The organism is Anabaena cylindrica UHCC 0172 (assembly GCF_034931625.1).
Classification (GTDB): Bacteria; Cyanobacteriota; Cyanobacteriia; order Cyanobacteriales; family Nostocaceae; genus Anabaena; species Anabaena cylindrica_A.
Map to the genome: position 1 here is coordinate 1 of NZ_JAYGGY010000081.1, position 19,142 is coordinate 19,142.

19 protein-coding genes are annotated in these 19,142 nt (G+C 40.0%); 10 read left to right on the top strand and 9 right to left on the bottom strand.

All coding sequences use genetic code 11. The features are described 5' to 3' along the window. Positions 1-36 precede the first annotated feature (36 nt). On the bottom strand, positions 37-1,704 hold the full coding sequence (locus tag VB713_RS16125; RefSeq protein ID WP_323312530.1) for an MlaD family protein: 1,668 nt from the start codon (positions 1,702-1,704) through the stop codon (positions 37-39). A 67-nt stretch (positions 1,705-1,771) separates the two neighbouring features. Beyond that, positions 1,772-2,554, bottom strand: coding sequence for an ABC transporter ATP-binding protein (locus VB713_RS16130; RefSeq protein ID WP_323312620.1), 783 nt, complete (start codon positions 2,552-2,554; stop codon positions 1,772-1,774). A 199-nt stretch (positions 2,555-2,753) separates the two neighbouring features. Here VB713_RS16130 and VB713_RS16135 point away from each other — a divergent pair, with 199 nt between their 5' ends. Continuing rightward, entirely contained in the window at positions 2,754-3,620 is an 867-nt protein-coding gene (locus VB713_RS16135) for a shikimate dehydrogenase (protein ID WP_323312621.1), read from the top strand. Between the two features lie 778 nt (positions 3,621-4,398). On the opposite strand, the gene VB713_RS16140 is transcribed toward VB713_RS16135, so the two are convergent. The 4 genes from VB713_RS16140 to psbB form a co-directional block, all read right to left on the bottom strand. After that, complete coding sequence (locus VB713_RS16140; RefSeq protein WP_323312531.1) at positions 4,399-5,130, bottom strand: HAD family hydrolase; 732 nt, start codon at positions 5,128-5,130, stop codon at positions 4,399-4,401. Positions 5,131-5,462: 332 nt separating this feature from the next. Next, positions 5,463-6,608, bottom strand: a complete 1,146-nt coding sequence (locus VB713_RS16145; RefSeq protein ID WP_323312532.1) for a 30S ribosomal protein S1 — start codon at positions 6,606-6,608, stop codon at positions 5,463-5,465. A 310-nt stretch (positions 6,609-6,918) separates the two neighbouring features. Then, on the bottom strand, positions 6,919-7,023 hold the full coding sequence (locus VB713_RS16150; RefSeq protein ID WP_027401293.1) for a photosystem II reaction center protein T: 105 nt from the start codon (positions 7,021-7,023) through the stop codon (positions 6,919-6,921). Between the two features lie 120 nt (positions 7,024-7,143). Then, complete coding sequence (gene psbB, locus VB713_RS16155; protein WP_323312533.1) at positions 7,144-8,673, bottom strand: photosystem II chlorophyll-binding protein CP47; 1,530 nt, start codon at positions 8,671-8,673, stop codon at positions 7,144-7,146. Between the two features lie 581 nt (positions 8,674-9,254). Between psbB and VB713_RS16160 the strand changes: the two genes are divergently transcribed. The 8 genes from VB713_RS16160 (at position 9,255) to VB713_RS16195 (ending at position 15,540) form a co-directional block, all read left to right on the top strand. Next, a complete protein-coding gene (locus VB713_RS16160; protein ID WP_323312534.1) occupies positions 9,255-9,710 on the top strand; it encodes a Panacea domain-containing protein in 456 nt (151 codons plus the stop codon). Beyond that, positions 9,703-10,326, top strand: a complete 624-nt coding sequence (locus VB713_RS16165) for a hypothetical protein (protein ID WP_323312535.1) — start codon at positions 9,703-9,705, stop codon at positions 10,324-10,326. Before VB713_RS16160 ends, VB713_RS16165 begins: the two co-directional genes overlap by 8 nt. A gap of 37 nt (positions 10,327-10,363) precedes the next feature. Next, positions 10,364-10,588, top strand: coding sequence for a DUF433 domain-containing protein (locus VB713_RS16170; RefSeq protein ID WP_323312536.1), 225 nt, complete (start codon positions 10,364-10,366; stop codon positions 10,586-10,588). A gap of 62 nt (positions 10,589-10,650) precedes the next feature. Further along, on the top strand, positions 10,651-10,845 hold the full coding sequence (locus VB713_RS16175) for a type II toxin-antitoxin system Phd/YefM family antitoxin (protein ID WP_323312537.1): 195 nt from the start codon (positions 10,651-10,653) through the stop codon (positions 10,843-10,845). A gap of 214 nt (positions 10,846-11,059) precedes the next feature. After that, the gene (locus VB713_RS16180; RefSeq protein ID WP_323312538.1) at positions 11,060-11,629 is read left to right on the top strand and encodes a Uma2 family endonuclease; all 570 of its coding nucleotides are present in this window, start codon (positions 11,060-11,062) and stop codon (positions 11,627-11,629) included. Between the two features lie 86 nt (positions 11,630-11,715). After that, complete coding sequence (locus tag VB713_RS16185) at positions 11,716-13,374, top strand: ABC transporter substrate-binding protein (protein WP_323312539.1); 1,659 nt, start codon at positions 11,716-11,718, stop codon at positions 13,372-13,374. A gap of 115 nt (positions 13,375-13,489) precedes the next feature. Then, a complete protein-coding gene (locus tag VB713_RS16190; protein WP_323312541.1) occupies positions 13,490-14,515 on the top strand; it encodes an ABC transporter permease in 1,026 nt (341 codons plus the stop codon). Between the two features lie 518 nt (positions 14,516-15,033). Beyond that, positions 15,034-15,540, top strand: a complete 507-nt coding sequence (locus VB713_RS16195; protein ID WP_323312542.1) for a DUF1993 domain-containing protein — start codon at positions 15,034-15,036, stop codon at positions 15,538-15,540. A gap of 143 nt (positions 15,541-15,683) precedes the next feature. Here the strand turns inward: VB713_RS16195 and VB713_RS16200 are convergent, their stop codons facing one another. From VB713_RS16200 to VB713_RS16210, 3 genes are all read right to left on the bottom strand, one after another. Then, the gene (locus VB713_RS16200; RefSeq protein ID WP_323312543.1) at positions 15,684-15,911 is read right to left on the bottom strand and encodes a hypothetical protein; all 228 of its coding nucleotides are present in this window, start codon (positions 15,909-15,911) and stop codon (positions 15,684-15,686) included. A 300-nt stretch (positions 15,912-16,211) separates the two neighbouring features. After that, positions 16,212-16,610, bottom strand: coding sequence for a PIN domain nuclease (locus VB713_RS16205; protein WP_323312544.1), 399 nt, complete (start codon positions 16,608-16,610; stop codon positions 16,212-16,214). Continuing rightward, on the bottom strand, positions 16,597-16,833 hold the full coding sequence (locus tag VB713_RS16210; RefSeq protein ID WP_323312545.1) for a type II toxin-antitoxin system VapB family antitoxin: 237 nt from the start codon (positions 16,831-16,833) through the stop codon (positions 16,597-16,599). The genes VB713_RS16205 and VB713_RS16210 overlap by 14 nt, the downstream gene beginning before the upstream one ends. Before the next feature lie 572 nt (positions 16,834-17,405). On the opposite strand from VB713_RS16210, the gene VB713_RS16215 reads away from it, so the two are divergent. Next, positions 17,406-19,115, top strand: a complete 1,710-nt coding sequence (locus VB713_RS16215; protein WP_323312622.1) for a serine/threonine-protein kinase — start codon at positions 17,406-17,408, stop codon at positions 19,113-19,115. The last annotated feature ends 27 nt before the right edge of the window (positions 19,116-19,142 follow it).

Below are 19,142 nucleotides of genomic sequence, written 5' to 3' on the forward strand. Positions count from 1 at the left end.
GTTATTGGTCATTGGTCATTGGTCATTGGTCATTGGTCATTGGTCATTGGTTATTGGGTTATTAACTTCCTTTGCTGCTCCTGTTTTCTGTTGCCTGTATTCCCGTAATTGTTGCAATAGCTGTTCTTCGGATGACTTAAGAACCAGTGGACTAGTATTCTGGGTAATTTTTTCTACACTCTCAACAGAACTCTCGACATTAGCAGGTAAGGGTTCAAGTTGAATTACTGCTTTTTCCTGGTGTGGAGGTGTAGAAATTTCTAAATCTGGCTGAAGGACAGATGCTTTCTGGGTTGGAGTTGGCGGTACAACTTTGGATTTATCTACAGATGCTTTTGCTTTCTGGGTTGGAGTTGGCGGTACAACTTTGGGTTTATCTACAAATGCTTTCAAAGTTGGAATTTGAGGCACAACTTTGGGTTTATCGACAAATGCTTTCAAAGTTGGGGTGGGACTGATAACTTTTGTTTGATTCAAAGATGTTTTGAGAGAATCTAAGGTAACAGCTACCTTTGCTTGCTGCTGTATATCTTGTGTAGAAGACACCAATTTACTTAGACCATTTACCAATTGCAAGAGATTTTGCCGGAACTTAGGATCACCTGTTAATTCATCTAAATCTGATGTGATTTTTTGTGTATTTTCAAATGTCACCCTGGCTGAATCTAGGGTTTGTTGTAGTAGCACGACATTTTTAGGATCATTTAAATTTTTAGAAGCATCCTTCAAATTAGCTGAAGCTTCGGCGGCATTAGCAGAAAGAAGTTCTAAATTTTTTAACAATTCTCCTTCTGTCAGGCGATTAACCGCAGGTGAGAAACTGCTAACTGTCTGACGTAATTGGTTACTGGTTTGGGTAATACTGTTTAAAGCACCGACTAGGGAAGAACGGTTTGTAGTTAATAAATCATCTAAGTTATTGAGTAAACTACTTGCTTGTTTTGCCGTGACACTAAAATCGCTGGCTGTTACACCTAATTGATTTGCAGTTTTTTTGCTAGTTGCTGTCAGTTCATTAGTAGCTCGTTGGACTGTAACAGCCGTACCAGAAAATATACCTATTTGTCCTTTAAAGGTTTTGCTGACACTCTGGAGTTCTCGACTAAGGTTAGCGACGCTAGAAGCCGCGTCAGCAGAAGTTTCTAAGGCTCGATTAATATTTTGATAAAATTTTTCGTTACTGTATTGATTAGCAAAATTAGCTGATTGACGAATCAGGTCATCGACACTGATACCAATCTGACCTTTTAAGTTACTAGCCTTATTGCAAATAATCAGGCTGGGATTACAATCTTTTTCTAGAGGTTTAGAAATATTCGTCCCAGTTGGCAAGGTGGCTTTTGGTACGATATCAATAATACTTTCGCTAATTAATCCGCTCTGATTTGCTTCAATAACCGAATCAGCAGGAATCAGTAAGTTAGGATTGTTAATTTCAATTTCCACTTCAACGGCATTTGCTCCCGTTGCAATCTTGGAAATACTACCGATTTTGACACCACGATAACGGACTGGTGAACCTTTTTGCATCCCGCCGGCGTTAGCAAATTCCACCACTGCTTTATATGAATTGCGTCCGGGGGTAATTCGATTCAACCACAAGAGAATGGCACCAAATGCGCCTAAACCGAGTAGGAATAACAATCCTACAGAGCCTTCTCTCAATGTTCGTGTAGACGTGAATTTGCTAATTAAACCTCGCATTTTTTTCCACCCAAAAACTAGTCATGATTTGTGAGTTTCACGATATTGAGAGTCATTCAGTATTGATCTAGCCGACTACCTGAATCGGCCCATGTATACTCCCGCTCATAAATTGTCTGATCAAAGGATGCTCAGTGTGATCTATTTCACTTACTTTACCTTGCCATTGCACTTTACCTTGATAAAGAAATACCAATTTGTCAGCGGTACGCCGAATGGTACTTTCTTGGTGGGTAACAATGCAGTATGTACTACAGATACCTTGTGTACATTGCAAACTGCGAATTAAATCCTCTATTACCGTTGAGGCTATGGGATCTAGTCCGGCTGTGGGTTCATCGTACAATAAAACTTCTGGACTGTCTGCGGGACTATCGGGATTAGACATAATCGCACGGGCAAAACTGACCCGTTTTCGCATTCCTCCAGAGAGTTCTGAGGGATAAAGATGACCGATTCCTGGTAAACCCACCACATTTAATTTATCGTTTACTAGTTGGCGAATGCGCGATCGCTCTAACCTTGAGTTTTGATACAATAAAAATCCGACATTTTCCTCCACTGTCAACGAATCAAATAAGGCTGCTTGCTGAAATACCATCCCAATTCCTACAGGATCAGTTCCATCCTCAATCAACCCACTTCGTTTTACCCCTTGAATATAAATTTCTCCTGCATCGGGCTGTAATAACCCCGCAATTATTCTTAAAATCGTCGATTTACCAGTTCCTGAAGGGCCAATAATTGCCAGCGCTTCCCCTCGATAAATTGTCAAATCGACATTATCTAAAACCTTATTTTTACCAAATGTTTTAGAAATACCTTTCAGTGCAATTAACGGTTCGATCATTGGTGATTGGCTTCCGTCGTTAGCCTCAGCCGAATGGTCATTGGTCATGGTAATAGGTAATGTAATGGGTAATGGTGTACCAAAGTCATAGTAATCCTGGTGGTCTACAGTACACAACCGTTATCTTCACACCAGAGAGCAATGACATGAGACAATAAACATTGTGGCTGGAGTCAAGGCTAGAAAAGTTGATTTACTTATGATTAGCGGCAAAACTAAACTTTTAGGAGTAATTGGGTATCCTGTGGAGCATTCTCTATCCCCAGTGATGCACAATGCGGCCTTGGCGAAATTAGGGTTAGATTATGTGTATTTGCCTTTTCCTATTGCCCCAGAAAATTTAGAAATTGCGATTGCTGGTTTTTCTGCCATTGGCGTTGTTGGGTTTAGCGTCACAATTCCCCACAAACAATCTATTTTACCTTTTTTAACAGAAATTTCTCCTATTGCTCAAGCTATCGGTGCAGTCAATACTGTGACTCGCCAAGAGAACGGGTGGGTGGGAACTAACACAGATGTAGAAGGCTTTATTGCTCCTTTACAAACCACATATCAGCAAGATTGGAGTCAAAAAACAGCAGTAATTTTAGGTAATGGTGGTGCAGCAAGAGCAGTTATTGCCGGTTGTATTCAGCTAGGTTTGGCTGAAATTCATGTGGTGGGGCGAAATTTGCAGAAGTTAACAGAATTTCGGCAAAGTTGGCAAAATTCACCCTTTGCAGATAAATTTCAAGTGCATGATTGGCAAGAATTACCCAAGTTAATTCCCCAAGCAAATCTGTTAGTCAATACAACTCCTGTAGGGATGTATCCTCATGTAGATCAATCACCTTTAAGTGCAGAGGAGATAGCGAATTTACCTTCAGGCAGTATTGCTTATGATTTGATATATATCCCTAAACCAACGCAGTTTCTCCAACTAGCAGAAAAACAAGGTGCTATTCCCATTGATGGCTTAGAAATGCTAGTTCAACAAGGCGCAGCAGCATTAAAAATCTGGTTGAAACAAGAAAATGTACCTGTAACCGAAATGCGTCAAGCACTAAAAAATCATCTTGGGTTATAGATAAGTAAGAATTTAGGAGTCAGGAGTCAGGAGTCAGGAGTCAGGAGAAAGAATTAGAGGAGGTAAGAAGAAAAGTGATTGAATTTTGATGGTTTCAAAGCTTATTCCTTGCACCTTATTCACTCTTTAGCCCTTAGCCCTCTCAATCCATTGATTTATCTATGTTTTTGGTTTATATCCCACATTCCGCAGGTATTTTTTGATTTTTTGTAATTATCTACAATCCAATGATAACAAGGCTTTCAGCCTATAAAACTCAATTCCATATTACGGCGATTACTGCCATACCTAACGGCTAAACCAGGCTTATTGACACTATTATCAATAAATTAGTCAGTTCGAGATTAAATTCCTTGAACACCTCCATAGGGAATAAAAAATGTGAGGTGGTTATTATGATTGGGTTTTAGCTGTTTTGTGAAATTCATTTTTTGATAAAACAACCTGCTGGGAAGAATATTTTAAGTATATTTACTCATGCTGAATGTGGGTTATATGCCTAACGGCACGCTCCGCGAACAGCAAGCCCTATGTAAGGATTCAGGATACAGAATATTTGATATATACTGCAAACGGGTCAAACTTGGACTTATGTCATACTGACCGTAACGTAGTGCAGGGAAGTATCTCGGAGATTCTTCACTTCGTACCCTACGGGAAGCAAGCTACAGAATGACACTTTTAACCAGTTTTTAGTATAGCAGGGAACAGGGAACAGAAGAGAAAAATATTCTTCTTCCTTCTTCCTTCTTCCTTCTTCCTTCTGACTCCTGACTCCTTACATTACAACCTGAATTTCATCCAGTTGATTAATCACCACATCTGCACCTTTAACATTACTGGAATTGCCAATCCAAGTAATACCTATACAACCGGCGGCTTGAGCATTACGCGCCATTTGCATATCACCAACGGAATCACCTACCATCAAAGTAGCGCCCGGTTCCACGCCTAAAGCTTGACAAGCTTGCAAAAATAAGATTGGATCTGGTTTACTTGGGCCTTCATCAACTCCCATTTCTAGTTGCAAATAATCCCTTAATTGGTGAGTGCTGACAAATTTCTGCACATCTTCAGTTGTGGCAGCTGAGAGGATACCAAGTTTTAACTCAGCTTCTGATAGAGACTTTAAAACTTCCAAGCTACCCGCAAACAAAGGTGAGGGAGTTTTGTCAATATATTGTTCAGCTTCTGCTAAAGCTTGACGGGCGATTTTTAAAGATTCAAACCAGCCTCTACCAGTTTCTGCTATGTAGGCAGCAGCGGCTACTTCTGTTTCTCTACGACTGGCTACGGATATTAAACCCGCAGGATCTAATCTATCGCTATTAATACCAAAAGCCATCAATAAAGGTTCCCCAATACCCGGAACTTGAGCGTCTATCATCCGCGCACCTCTTTGTCCGAGCGATCGCAAATAACTCTCTGAGTCTTCTAAAGTACCATTTTTATCAAATAAAATTGCCTGAATATTAGAAAACTGGATGTTTTTACATTTAATAGTCGCCATAATAAAAAAATTTGTAATAGTTCTTTCAACAGTCTGCTTTTAGGGCGCAGCTATGCCCGCAATGGCTTTACGTAATTCGTAATTAAGTTTTGCAATAGGAATTAAAACCCAGACAAAAAACTTGCTGCCTTTAGAGATAGGAATATGAAACCCTATCATTTACGAAAGATCCGTCTCCTGACTCCTGACTTCTGACTCCTGAATGTTTACAAAGATCCTTCATTCCGTGTAATCCTTAAATCCGTAAAATCAGTGATAAAAAAAGAGGGAACGTCCCTCTTCATTAAACAATTTGATAATCTAAGTTGCAGGTAATTACAACTAAGAATTTATTAATCTTCTATCGCTGCGGGAGTTTCTGCTTCAGCTACAACTTCAGTTTCTGTAGGAGTTTCTGCTTCGGCTACAACTTCTACTGGAGTTTCTGCTTCAGCTACAACTTCAGTTTCTGTAGGAGTTTCTGCTTCAGCTACAACTTCAGTTGCTGCGGGAATTTCTGTTTCAACTTCTTCAGTTGCTGAGGGAATTTCAGCTTCAGCTTCTACAGCTGCTTCCACAGGTGCAGCGGTGATACCTTGCTGTTTAGCTAACATCTGTTCCCTATACTTAGCTGCCATTTCTTCGGCCTTATCATAGACCAAATCACGGTTCTTAATCATGTCACCGGGTTCTGGTTCCAACTGCTTGGTAGACAGAGAAATTCTTCCTCTTTCTGCATCCAAGTCAATGATCATCACTTTCACTTCATCATTGACATTGAACACGCTGTGAGGTGTGTCAATATGCTCATGGGAAATTTCAGAAATGTGGAGCAGTCCGCTAACACCACCGATGTCGATGAATGCACCGTAGGGCTTAATACCGCGAACAGTACCAATTACTACTTCACCAACTTCTAAGCGGTTCATCTTCCGCTCAACCAACGCGCGACGATGAGAGAGAACTAAGCGGTTACGTTCTTCATCTACTTCTAGGAATTTTAAGGGTAATTCTTCCCCTACCAATTCTTCTTTCGGTTTGCGGGTACTGATGTGAGAGCCGGGGATAAAGCCGCGTAGTCCTTCAATTCGTACCAATGCACCACCACGGTTAGTAGCAAACACACCAGAACGGACAGTAGCATCCTCTGCTTGTAACTGCCGTACTCTTTCCCATGCTCTCATGTATTCAATACGACGAATGGAAAGGGTTAGCTGACCATCTTCGTTTTCATCAGTGAGGATGAAAAATTCCCGTGTTTCGTTTGATTGTAAGACTTCTTCCGGGCTATCCACCCGGTTAATAGACATTTCCTGTATAGGTATGTATGCTGCTGTTTTAGCACCGATGTCAATCAGAGCGCCGCGCGGCTCTATACTGAAAACTGTACCTGGTACAACATCACCAGGGCTGAAGTGATAATCGTACTTATCGAGTAGAGCAGCGAAATCTTCGTGAGTAAATCCAATTTCTGGAGCGGTTAAGTTCTGATTGACCATGCTGATTTGTTCCTGGTTCTGTTCTCCGTCAAGTTTTTGCCACAATTAACAATGTGTATGCAAGGGCTTTTTTTAAAGAAGTTTACACTTACACGTTTGTTCATACTAGCTCAGAAGAGCTAGGTTCACACATATCAACTTCCAGATAGGAAATTATATCACATCTCAAAAAGTTTTTCACCAATTGACAATTGTAGCTTAATTAGTTTAGCAAAAGATATTCGCAAGATTATCCGTTGCCGCCTATTCTAGGTTGCAACGGATAGAATCTTTAGATTACCTGACTTGTCAGGTAAATGGTAATAGGAATCTATTTTTCTTTTTTCTCAAAGCGAGGTGGTTCGCGGAATGCGATCGCAAAAAAGAGAACGCCTATTGCCAAAGTCAAAATTAAGATGTATGCAACACTTTCCATATTACGAGTTCCTGTTTATCCAGTCGGTAATATTAGTGTACCAAGGAGAGGGATGGGGTGTGGGATATGAGGAAGTTGATTTTCTCTAAATCCCCAATCCCAAGCACGAGTTCCCAAGAATTAGAGAGCTTCGTTCCGGCGGGTTGATTTGTCACCCACTTTCTGGAATAGACCCCACTCAACTTGCTCTTCTAGATCCGCTTCCACACCAGCGAATACGTCTCGGTAGATTGTCCGAGAACCATGCCAGAGGTGTCCAAAGAAGAATAGGAGGGCAAATACGGCGTGACCAAAGGTAAACCAGCCTCTGGGAGATGTACGGAATACACCATCAGATTTTAAAGTTTCCCGGTCAAATTCAAAGATTTCTCCACCTTGAGCCTTACGAGCATACTTCTTCACATCAGCAGGATCTGTAAAGGTTTTACCATTCAGATTGCCGCCGTAGAAGCTAACAGTAACGCCTGTTTGCTCAAAGCTATACTTGGATTCTGCCCGACGGAAGGGGATATCAGCGCGGATAACACCATCTGCGTCAGTCAAAATCACTGGGAAGGTTTCAAAGAAGTTAGGTAGACGACGTACAGTCAACTCTCGACCTTCACCATCTTTAAATACTGCGTGTCCTTGCCAAGATTGAGCAATACCATCACCGTTAACCATTGCTCCTGTACGGAACAAACCACCTTTAGCGGGGCTATTGCCTACGTAATCGTAGAAAGCCAGTTTTTCGGGAATTTTTGCCCAAGCTTCAGCCAGGGTAGCACCTTGGGCAACATCTGTTTGCACACGGCGCTCAATTTCTTCATGGAAGTAGCCTTGATCCCATTGGTAACGGGTTGGTCCAAACAGTTCAATGGGGGTGGTGGCGTTACCGTACCACATTGTTCCAGCAACAATGAAAGCGGCGAAGAATACCGCTGCTATACTGCTAGAAAGTACGGTTTCGATGTTACCCATCCGTAGAGCTTTGTAGAGCCTTTCCGGTGGACGAACTGTGAGGTGGAATAAACCAGCAATAATACCAACAACACCAGCAGCTATGTGGTGAGCAACAACGCCACCAGGGTTAAACGGGTTAAACCCGGCTGGTCCCCATTCTGGTGCTACTGCTTGGATGCTACCAGTGACACCGTAGGCATCGGAAACCCACATTCCAGGGCCAAATAGTCCTGTGAGGTGGAATGCACCAAAACCGAAACAAAGTAAACCAGATAAGAACAGGTGGATGCCAAACATTTTTGGCAAGTCTAAAGCAGGTTCGCCTGTGCGAGGATCTCTAAATAATTCCAAATCCCAGTAAACCCAGTGCCAAACGGCAGCGAGGAATAACAAACCGGAAAGAACAATGTGAGCAGCTGCAACGCCTTCAAATGACCAGAAACCAGGATCGGTTGCTTGTCCACCAGTAACGCTCCAACCGCCCCAAGATTCGGTGACTCCTAGACGTGACATGAAGGGTAGTACGAACATCCCTTGTCGCCACATGGGGTTGAGAACTGGATCACTGGGATCGTAAATAGCCAGTTCATACAATGCCATTGAACCAGCCCAGCCAGCGACTAGGGCTGTGTGCATTAAGTGTACAGAAATCAGCCGGCCTGGATCGTTCAGAACCACTGTATGTACTCGGTACCAGGGTAGTCCCATTGACTACAATCCTCCTAGATGAGTTAGTTTACAAAGCAATTTTCTTACTGAGTTTCTGAGGGACGGAAACCGCCATTCGGATAACTCTCTGAATTTTTTTGTTATTGCCAGTCTTGAGTTTTACCACAGATTGGCCTGCGGTTTGGCAATGCTTAATTAGCTGCAATAATGTTGCCCCTGAAATTTGCTAACTTCAGGAGGCTATATTTTCAGCGTTTGTGCGATCGCCTGGTAAACACGCAAAAATGAGAATGTTTTAAAAAGTGTAACTATTGACGGGGCGCTTTGCAAGCGTGTAAATAGATGGGATCACGTAACTTGTGGCTTAAATGTTGCTACCCATCCCCAGAATGCTGAGGTTTTTCCTGCCCAGACTCCAGCATAAAACTAAAATTGGGGCTTTACTGAGCGAACTGCTTGCAGCAGCGCTTCGCTATCGCTTGTTGAAGAATTACAGATTATGATTTTAGACTGAATCTTAGGCATATAAATTCTGGTTATTATTCTAGGAAGGAGAGGAAAATTCTCATAATTTTTACATAAAATATAGTACAATAGTATTTGTTGGAGGTGAATGAATTATGATTTCACAGGAATTAGATAAAGTTCAAATAGCAATCATTACTATTCACAGAGAGCTATTTGATGAAAGCCCTTCACCGATGAAGTTACAGAAATTGTGCTATTACGCACAAGGTTATGCTTTAGCTCAAGAAAAAGAGCTATTCCCTGAAGATTTTCAAGCATGGCAACATGGTCCAGTGATATGTGATCTTTACTACAAATACAATAATTACAAGTGGCATCCAATTAATGAGGAGGTATCTGAGCCTGAAGGCATTGATTATAAATACTTGAAAGATATCGTAAGTGCTTATGGGCGATACGACGGAGCAGCACTCAGCACAATGACACACAGAGAAAGACCTTGGTTAGATGCAAGGGGTAATTTGGATGAATCAGAAGGTAGCAATGCTTTAATCACTAAAGAATCTCTCCGTGACTACTTCTCTTCTAAGTTAAAAGCCTATGGCTAAAAATAAATTTGATGCTATAGCGGAGCAAGATGCAAGGTCTGTATTAGAAGAGCGTCTCCGTATTTCATTTAAATATCTTGATTGGGACTCAGAAGAGTTCTTTTTTCATGGAATGGAAATTAAATACTATCAGAAATTCTTTGATTGCATATCAACTATAGAATCTAGTACAGAAAGGGAAATAACTGAGCAAACACATCCTAGTTTATCACCTAAGTCGATATTTAACTCCCAAACTTCAATTAGGAATTCGTTTTCTGATGAGGTAATTACCAGGATTAAGGATAAGCTCTTCGTTCAAACAAGGGACGAAGAATCATCACTAGATCAGGCTAGAGAAATAGCCTCAAGGGCTTTTGAAGTAAGACTGGGAAAAAATTATGGGCGAATTCATGGTTTCATATGGAATAACACTTTCAATATTGTCTGGTTTGATCCGGCTCATAATTTATATCCTATGAATCGTGGAATAACAAAACATAAAGATGTTGCAACAGTCAAGTGTTTTTCACCAGATGAATGTTTGCGGCTTCAAGAAATAATAAAGGAACTACAGAAAGAGAATACAGAATTGTATGAAACACTGTTTAACAATGTGGATTCTCATCAAATCTAAACATCATGATAATTGGTTTGGAAGAAGGAAAAAAACTATGGAAAATCGCATAAATATTCATCCAGATATTTGTAATGGACGACCGATTATCGCTAACACTCGAATTCCTGTGCAAACGATTATGGAGTTTTTATGTGCAGGTGATTCAATCGAGGAAGTTATTGAAGATTACCCATCTCTGAAACGAGAAGATATTTATGCTTGTATCCAATTTTCAGCCAAGTTGATGGCAAATCACTACAAAGTGAGAAAAATTGCATGAATGGGTTTTTATTTGATGAAAATCTACCCACTAAAACTATTGAATAGATAAAGGAGCATAAAATGGATGCAATGACGACTCAGCAAGCAAGTAATGACTTAGATAGTTTGATAGATCGGGTTATTGCAGATGTAGAACCGACAATTATTTGTAATAACAACGGCAATAAAGCTATTTTGATTTCTCTAGACGAATTTTCCTCATGGCAAGAAACATTATACTTACTGTCAAATCCTGTTATACTAAAAACGGGTTAAAAGTGTCATTCTGAACGAAGTGAAGAATCTCCGAGATACTTCGCTGCACTACGTTCCGCTCAGTATGACATAAGTCCAAATTTCACCCGTTGGCAGTATAACACTAAGCATCTTCTTACATCAATTCAATCAGCAAAAGCAGGTGAGATTTTTGAGAGAGATTTAATTGAATAATGAAACTCACATTATTAATTTTAAGAATTGAGAAAAAGCAATGACAGTTGCAATTGCGAAAAAGATGTCTTTTGAAGAATTTCTCAACTATGACGATGGCACGGAAACTTTATATGAATTGGAAAATGGAGAATTAATTCCCGTACATTCAGAAAGTGATATCAATCAAAGGATAGAGATGTTTCTATTGTCCTATTTTCCTCAGTTGGGCATTCCATTTTCTCGATTGCGGATGAAGGCTGAGGTGGCTGTGAACAGCAGAATGGTGGGTGTTCGTGTACCTGATCTGGTAGTGTTTTCTGAAGAGTTAGCTGTTGCTATGGAAACTGCTAGTAGATCGCTTGTATTGATGGATATGCCACTGCCGTTAATGGTAATTGAGGTAGTAAGTCCTAATCAGGCTAATCGTGATTATCGCTACAAAAGATCCGAGTATGCAGCGCGGGGTATTGCTGAATATTGGATTGTTGATCCAATTGCCCAAAAGGTGACAGTGTTGGAATGGGTGGAAGGTTTTTATGAAACCCAGGTATATGAAAATGATAGCGTGATTGTTTCTCCCCTATTTGCTGGTCTCAAGTTGACTGCGGCTCAAGTCTTACAAAAATAAGATATCAGTCTTGTAAAGATAATCTGACTAGATGTAATTAGCTAAACATATATCCTAAAATAATTAACTACTGTAAAAAAAAATTAATGTTCATAACTTGGTTATCCTTGTCTATGAGAGAGTGGGGACGGGTGACAAAATTTCTGTCGTTATTCTGTCTATGCTTCTTATTGGTTGTTAGTTGTACACCTAGCCAACAAACCACTAACCCAACACCTGGAAATACAGCTAATTCCGCTGGTGATGGCAGAATTACTGTTGGTACAACTCAAAAGCCACGTACCCTTGATCCTGCGGATGCTTATGAATTGGCTTCTTTGAGTTTAGTCTTTAATATGAGCGATCGCTTGTACACCTACGAATCAGGCAGCACGGAAGTTAAACCCCAACTAGCTACAGCATTACCGAAAGTTAGTGCAGATGGTCTAACATACACTATCCCCATCCGTGAAGGAGTGGTTTTTCACGATGATACTCCCTTCAATGCCAAAGCAATGGAATTTAGCATCCAGCGCTTTATGGAAAATAAGGGTAAACCATCTTTCCTACTTTCCGATACAGTAGCTTCTGTCAAAGCCACAGGAGACTATGAATTAACAATTAAGCTGAAAAAGCCTTTTGCCGCGTTTCCCTCTTTATTGGCTTTTTCTGGGGTGTGTGCAGTTTCCCCCAAAGCCTATGAAATTGGTGCTGGTAAATTTCAACCTAATATCTTTGTCGGGACTGGTGCTTATAAGTTAGCGCAGTATGGTACTGACTCTCTGCGCTTTGATGTATTTGATAAATATTGGGGTGAAAAACCAGCCAATAAAGGCATCAATGTCCAAATTCAAACCAGTCCAGTTAACTTATTTAATGCTTTCCGTACTGGTGCGGTAGATGTAGCTTATTTATCTTTGCAACCAGACCAAATTCGTAGCTTGGAAGAAGGTGCGAAAAAAGGAGATTGGCAAGCCATTACCGCCCAAGGTAGTGTAGTTAGTTATCTGGTGTTGAATCGGAATCAGCCGCCTTTAGATAAAGTAGAAGTAAGAAGTGCGATCGCATCACTAATTAATCGTCCATTATTAAATGAGCGTGTTTTGTTTAGTCAAGCAGATCCGCTTTATAGTATGATTCCTACAACATTCAATGTTTCCCAACCATTATTTAAAGAAAAATATGGTGATGGTAACTTTGAGCAAGCTCAAAAATCCCTAATTGCAGCAGGATTCTCCAAAGAAAATCCTGCTAAAGTCCAAATCTGGTATCCTTCTAGTTCACCAACTCGCAGTTTAGCAGCACAGACCCTAAAATCTCTTGCTGATACTAAAATGGATGGCATCTTACAACTAGAAGTAAACACAGTAGAAGGTGCTACATTCTTCAAAAAGATTTCCGAAGGTTTATATCCAGCCGCACTACTTGATTGGTATCCAGACTTTTTAGATCCAGATAACTACGTTCAGCCATTTTTAGCTTGTGAAAAAGGTTCAGTTGCTAAAGGATGTGAAACCGGAGGCAGTCAAACTCAAGGTTCATTCTACTACAGCGAAGTCATGAATAAGCTGATAGATCAGCAACGCAAAGAACTAAACCCAGAAGCACGGAAAAAAATATTTGCTGACATTCAAACACAAGTAGCAACTGATGTTCCTTACATTCCTTTATGGCAAAACAAAGACTATGTATTTGCCCAAAAAGGTGTAAATAACGTTAACCTTGACCCCACTCAAAACTTAATTTATAAAACAATTAAAAAGTAGATACTGAAGATATAAAGAAGATGAGGGAGATAAGGAAAAATCTTTAGATTTCTCCTGACTCCTGACTCCTGACTCCTGACTCCTGACTCCTGACTCCTGAACTCCTATTTAAAATATGTCTCGTTCTAAAGCTTTACAATATTACATAGTTTCAAGATTACTGTTTGCACCACTGCAATTATTCACTATAGTCACTCTTGTCTTTCTTTTACTCAGAGCTACACCAGGAGATCCAGCAGATGCAATTCTGGGTGGACGTGCGCCAGAAAGTGCTAAAGAAGAATTAAGAAAACAACTAGGTTTAAATTTACCTATTTGGCTCCAATATCTCAATTATTTAGGACATATCCTACATTTTGATTTAGGAACTTCCTTGACAAGTCGAGGACAACAAGTATGGGAAATAATTGGACAATATTTCCCCGCAACAGTAGAATTAGCGGTTTCAAGCATGACTGTGGCGCTAATTGTTGGTGTTTTAGTGGGGACTTTTTCCGCCTCTCGTCCAGGGACATCTTTTGATGTTGGTGGGCGTTTATTTGGTATTATTACCTATGCGCTACCCATGTATTGGGCGGGTATGCTATTGCAATTAATTTTTTCAGTTCAACTAGGTTGGTTTCCAAATTCTAACCGCTTTCCTCCAAATCTTCCCGCACCTGCATCTATCACAGGTTTATATACAATTGATAGTTTATTAACTGGTAATTTTAGTCAGTTTTTCACTGCGTTACATTATTTGGCTTTACCAAGTTTGACTTTAGGAATTTTGCTGAGTGGAATTTTTGAACGCATTGTCAGAGTTAACTTAAAACAAACCTTAAAATCTGATTATGTAGAAGCTGCTAGGGCGCGGGGAATTTCAGAAAATAAGATTTTAGTCTCCCATGCTTTGAAAAATGCCTTAATTCCTGTAATTACGGTTTTAGGGTTAACGTTTGCTTCCCTGTTAGGTGGGGCAATTTTAACTGAAGTCACATTTTCCTGGCCTGGTTTAGCAAATCGACTATATCAAGCTATTTCTGACCGTGATTATCCCACAGTGCAAGGGGTTTTAGTATTTTTTGGTGCGATCGTAGTAAGTGCAAGTATTTTAATTGATATTCTCAATGCTTATGTAGATCCAAGAATTAGATATTAACACAGTATCCATACTGTACTGTAGCCAAAAATGATTCCCTATTATAGTATGACGACAAAATTAATCCAAAAAGTTATAGAGACAGTTAAAACTTTACCAATAGAAGAACAAAGTAATATTCTTTAACATTGCTTATATGAGTTAGAAACACATAAAATTGCTCAATCAAATCAATCTCAAGTTAAATTATCGGAATTACTTCTTTTACCTGAATTAGAAGAAAATAAAATGTTGTTTGAACGAAATAAAGACACAGGTAGAGATATTACATTATGAAATATTTATTAAATACTTGTGTTATTTCTGAATATGTCAAAAAAACAACGAAAAAACTGGACGCTGTGGGGTTTCATACTTTAACCCAACCTTGTATATTGAGAGAAGTAGTAGCAAGGATGGGAGAATTAGAATTTGGCAACTCCCATAATAAATATTAGCTTTTTACCTACTCTTAATTAATCCTTTAAGATTAGATGAGACATATCAAACTTGTTTGAACTTTTTCTGGAGAAATATCAATGACCATTTCCATGTACAAATCTTCAATACCCGTATCTATTCACTCACTGAATAATCTGATAAATATTCTTGAAAAAGGTGCTAAATATGCAGAAACAAAAAAAATAGATCCTTCTGTGTTGATTAATAGTCGTCTATATCCAGATATGTTGCCATTATCAAGACAAGTACAAATTGCCACTGATATAGTAAACAGAGGTCTTGCCAGACTAGCAGAAACAGAAGCACCTAAATTTGAGGATAATGAAACCACGTTCCCTCAACTTATTGACCGCGTTCAAAAAACTATCTCTCATTTAAATACATTTAAGCCTGAGCAAATCGACGGTTCAGAGGAGAAAGCAATTACCTTAGAGGTGGGTGGTAATACTTTATCTTTTCAAGGAATGCCATATCTCCTGTATTTTATTTTACCAAACCTTTATTTCCATGTCACAACAACATATAATATTCTCCGACACTGTGGTGTAGAAGTTGGCAAACGAGACTTCCTTGGTCAGCCATAAAAAGAGACGCAATTAAGCCCCTACCAAGGGGTTTAATTTTAGATAATGCCCAATGGGTTGATTCAGAAACAATGCCCTTTCAAATCTCTTTGCCAAAACAACGGTCATAAAAGGCTCTACAAATCGTCCAAAAAATGGAACAGCTAAGTTGAGCAGTGGCTAGTATCCTTTGCATCACCACCCATATCTCTTGCGCGTCCGCTCCAACGTGTTCTTAGTCCGGGCTTTCTCGATAAGTTCACAACTTCTCTTCCGCTTTCGGCTTGCTTCTTACGTAAGTCTGTAAATATTGCGTCCAAGTCATAGTTGAAGGACTTGGCGTACTTTTCACGAATTTGGTGGATTTCTTCGACAATTTCATCTGTCCACATGATCTAATCTCCCATTAATTCGTTAGGTGTACAAATGTACAAAGAATAGGCAGAACGTAGCCGAAATCGAGACTAATCTCCGCGCCAGGATTAGATTTTTAGTTGATCTGGCTGTGAGATAGCCCAAGATGCTGGTTTCGATGTAAACGGTTTCACTCATATGGAATAGGTTTGAGGTCTTTCCATAATAGATAAATACTAAATACGTTGGGTTTCATACTTCAACCCAACCTACGGCAAGCGATCGCACTGAAAAATTACAATTGTGTGTGAGTCAGTTTGGTGTTTTGTAGAAAAAACTCAAGGTTGAAAGCGAAGGTGTTGGAGCGATCGCACTTGAGCAATAGTTACAAAGTCACGATCATTATGAATCAGAAGTAAATTGTTTTCCAATGCTGCTTGAGCGATACAGCAATCGATTGGGCTACGAACGGTAAGTCCTTGGCGGCGTAAGTCAAAGTAGATACGGGCTGCTGCTTGCCAAGACTCAACTGTGAGTTCAATGTAATCTTGTGTTTCGAGGTACGTAGAGAGGAGATCCCATTCTTGCTCATTCAAGCTACCTTGAAGCAGTTCAAGCTGAGTGAATCGAGTGAGTAAAACTTCTCGATTAGCAATCAGGGTTTCAAGCTGCTGGCGAACTTGATCGCTGCGATCGCGGAAAACGCCAATCCAAACAGATGTATCAATCAACAACATGAAGAGTTTCGCGCAGAGTCTTGTGATCAAAGTCTGGAACCAACTGGATTCGTCCCGCAAGATCGAGAAGATTTTTCTTACGGTGCGATCGCACAAATTCTTGTAGGGCAAGATTCACCAGTTCTTCTTGGGTGGCGAGGTTAGTCAGTTGAAAGGCTTCGTTGAGAAGCGATTCATCAAGGTTAAGGGTAATTTGCATTGGATATTGGGTTGAAATATGCATGATTATTCTTTCCACATTTTAACCCGATAGATGACCAACCCACCTCTAGGCATATCTTTGTTAGTTGGCTCTGAATCCTTAAGCTACTTGCTTTGGCGCAATGCCCTTTCAAATCGCTTTGCCAAAATAATGGTCATAAAAGTAACGCAATAACCCGATTGTGTTGAGGATCTCTTTTGGGGATTATTTCAGAGAATGTGACTATGATATTCACAGAATCTAATCTTGCTTTAATTTCAGGAGTTGCAATACCAAAGTGATGTCCCTGAATATACTCGACTCCAAGATCAACAACCAATTCTCGTAATCTTTAGTGAACTGGCTCTCTAGGAAACAAAATTTTCCAAGAGTTTTTGTAAAATTCCCTAAGTATTTAAACGACTTGGAATATTTCTGCAACAAATCTGCGTAAATTGCTTTTTATTTGTTGTAGCCATCAATAATATCTGGAAATATTGACTTGCTGGAAAAGAGGAAAGGTAGAAATTTCAACCTGCTCTATGTCATATTGTTTCCAACTGATACAATCTAAAATCCAAAATCTAAAATTGGTTAATTCATCCTCCCGTACCATGCTGGTATATTGCAGTAAACAACACGCAAATAATGATAGTCACAGTTTTTGCACTAACTGTGGGGAAGCATTACCTTTGACTGTAGGACAGGTGATCGATAATCGTTATGAAATTGCGCGTATATTAGGACAAGGTGGCTTTGGTCGGAGCTATTTGGCGCTTGATAGGCAAAAATCGCGTCAAACTTGCGTTTTAAAAGAATTTGCGCCACAAGTTGTCAAACCACAGGATTTACAAAAAGCTAAAGAATTATTTGAACGGGAAGCAAGTGTTCTCAGAAAAATTCAGCATCCCCAAATTCCGCGTTTTCACGCTTCCTTTGCAGCAAAGATAGGCACTAAAGATTTTTTCTTTTTGGTGCAAGATTATATTGAGGGTGCAAATTATTACCAGTTATTTGAACATCGTCAAAATCAAGGAAATTCTTTTAGTGAGGAGGAAGTTGTTAACCTCCTGCACAATATTCTCCCGGTGCTAACTTATATTCACTCTCTAGATATTGTTCACCGTGATATCTCACCGGATAATGTAATTTTACGCCAAAGTGATAATTTACCAGTATTAATTGATTTTGGTGGGGTCAAACAATTACCAGCTTCTCAGGGTTTTTGGCAGACTCAGTTGGGAGGTAATGGGACTTTATTGGGTAAAAAAGGCTACGCACCTGAAGAGCAGTTAATTCAGGGGAAGGTGTATAAAAATAGTGATTTATATTCTTTGGCTGTGACGGCTTTGGTGTTGGTGACTGGGAAGGAACCGCAATCGCTCTATGACAGCTATAACGGGACTTGGTATTGGGGAAAGGAAATTAAGGTAAGTCCGAAATTAGAGGCTGTCTTAAAGAAGATGTTGGCATATAAACCGAGCGATCGCTATCAAAAAGCCGAACAAGTCCTTAAAGACTTACCTGCTCCAGCTTCTGCCAATATGGTACATACTCTGCAACCAACCGTTAATAGCCAGATCCAGAATTCCTACATGACTAAGTTCAAAACAATGGTAGCTGCACCTGGCATCAAACGAGCTAAAGCCATTAGCAGTCAATTCCATCATCGGACTCAAGCTGCTATCAAAACAATCCCCATGCCACTATGGTTGCGTCCTTTTGCGGTTAGCTTTGTGATGACAACGGGAGTTAGTTTAACTGTTGCGGGTATATGGGCGCTGGGAAATTTTGCAGTTAGGGGGATTACATCTATTACTTTACCTAAAATTGAAGTTCCTAAAATCCCATTTATTAATCCTGGGGTGACTGATAGCAATAATCGTAGTATTCAAGAAGTGTTCAGCCGCTTAAAAGAATTGGAAATTTCTCCAGTGGTTTTTACTAAGGCAGTGGATGAAAGATTTTATACTCTCAGACCAGGGTTGCGAGGCAGGGGATTAACAGATAAACCAGAAGATAGGGTTTTACGTGAACAGTGGCAGAGTACAGCTGATGAGTTGTTAAAAAAAATTGAACAGGCTAATTTGAGTCAGACAGCACGTAGAAAGATAGGTAGTTATAGTCAACAAGATTCCCAACGCTGGGATAGACTGGCTAAAGCTGGGAGATTGGGTAAATATAGGTCTTTTCAGGATTTGCGAGAGGAGACATATCAAAAATTTGACCCGTTGTTTCCTGGTCAAGAGCGTGGGAAACTAAATCAGCAAACCTTTCTTCAAATTTGGTATGCGATCGCATCTGATAAAGTAGGTGACAGGTGATTGGGGACTGGGGACTGGGGACTGGGT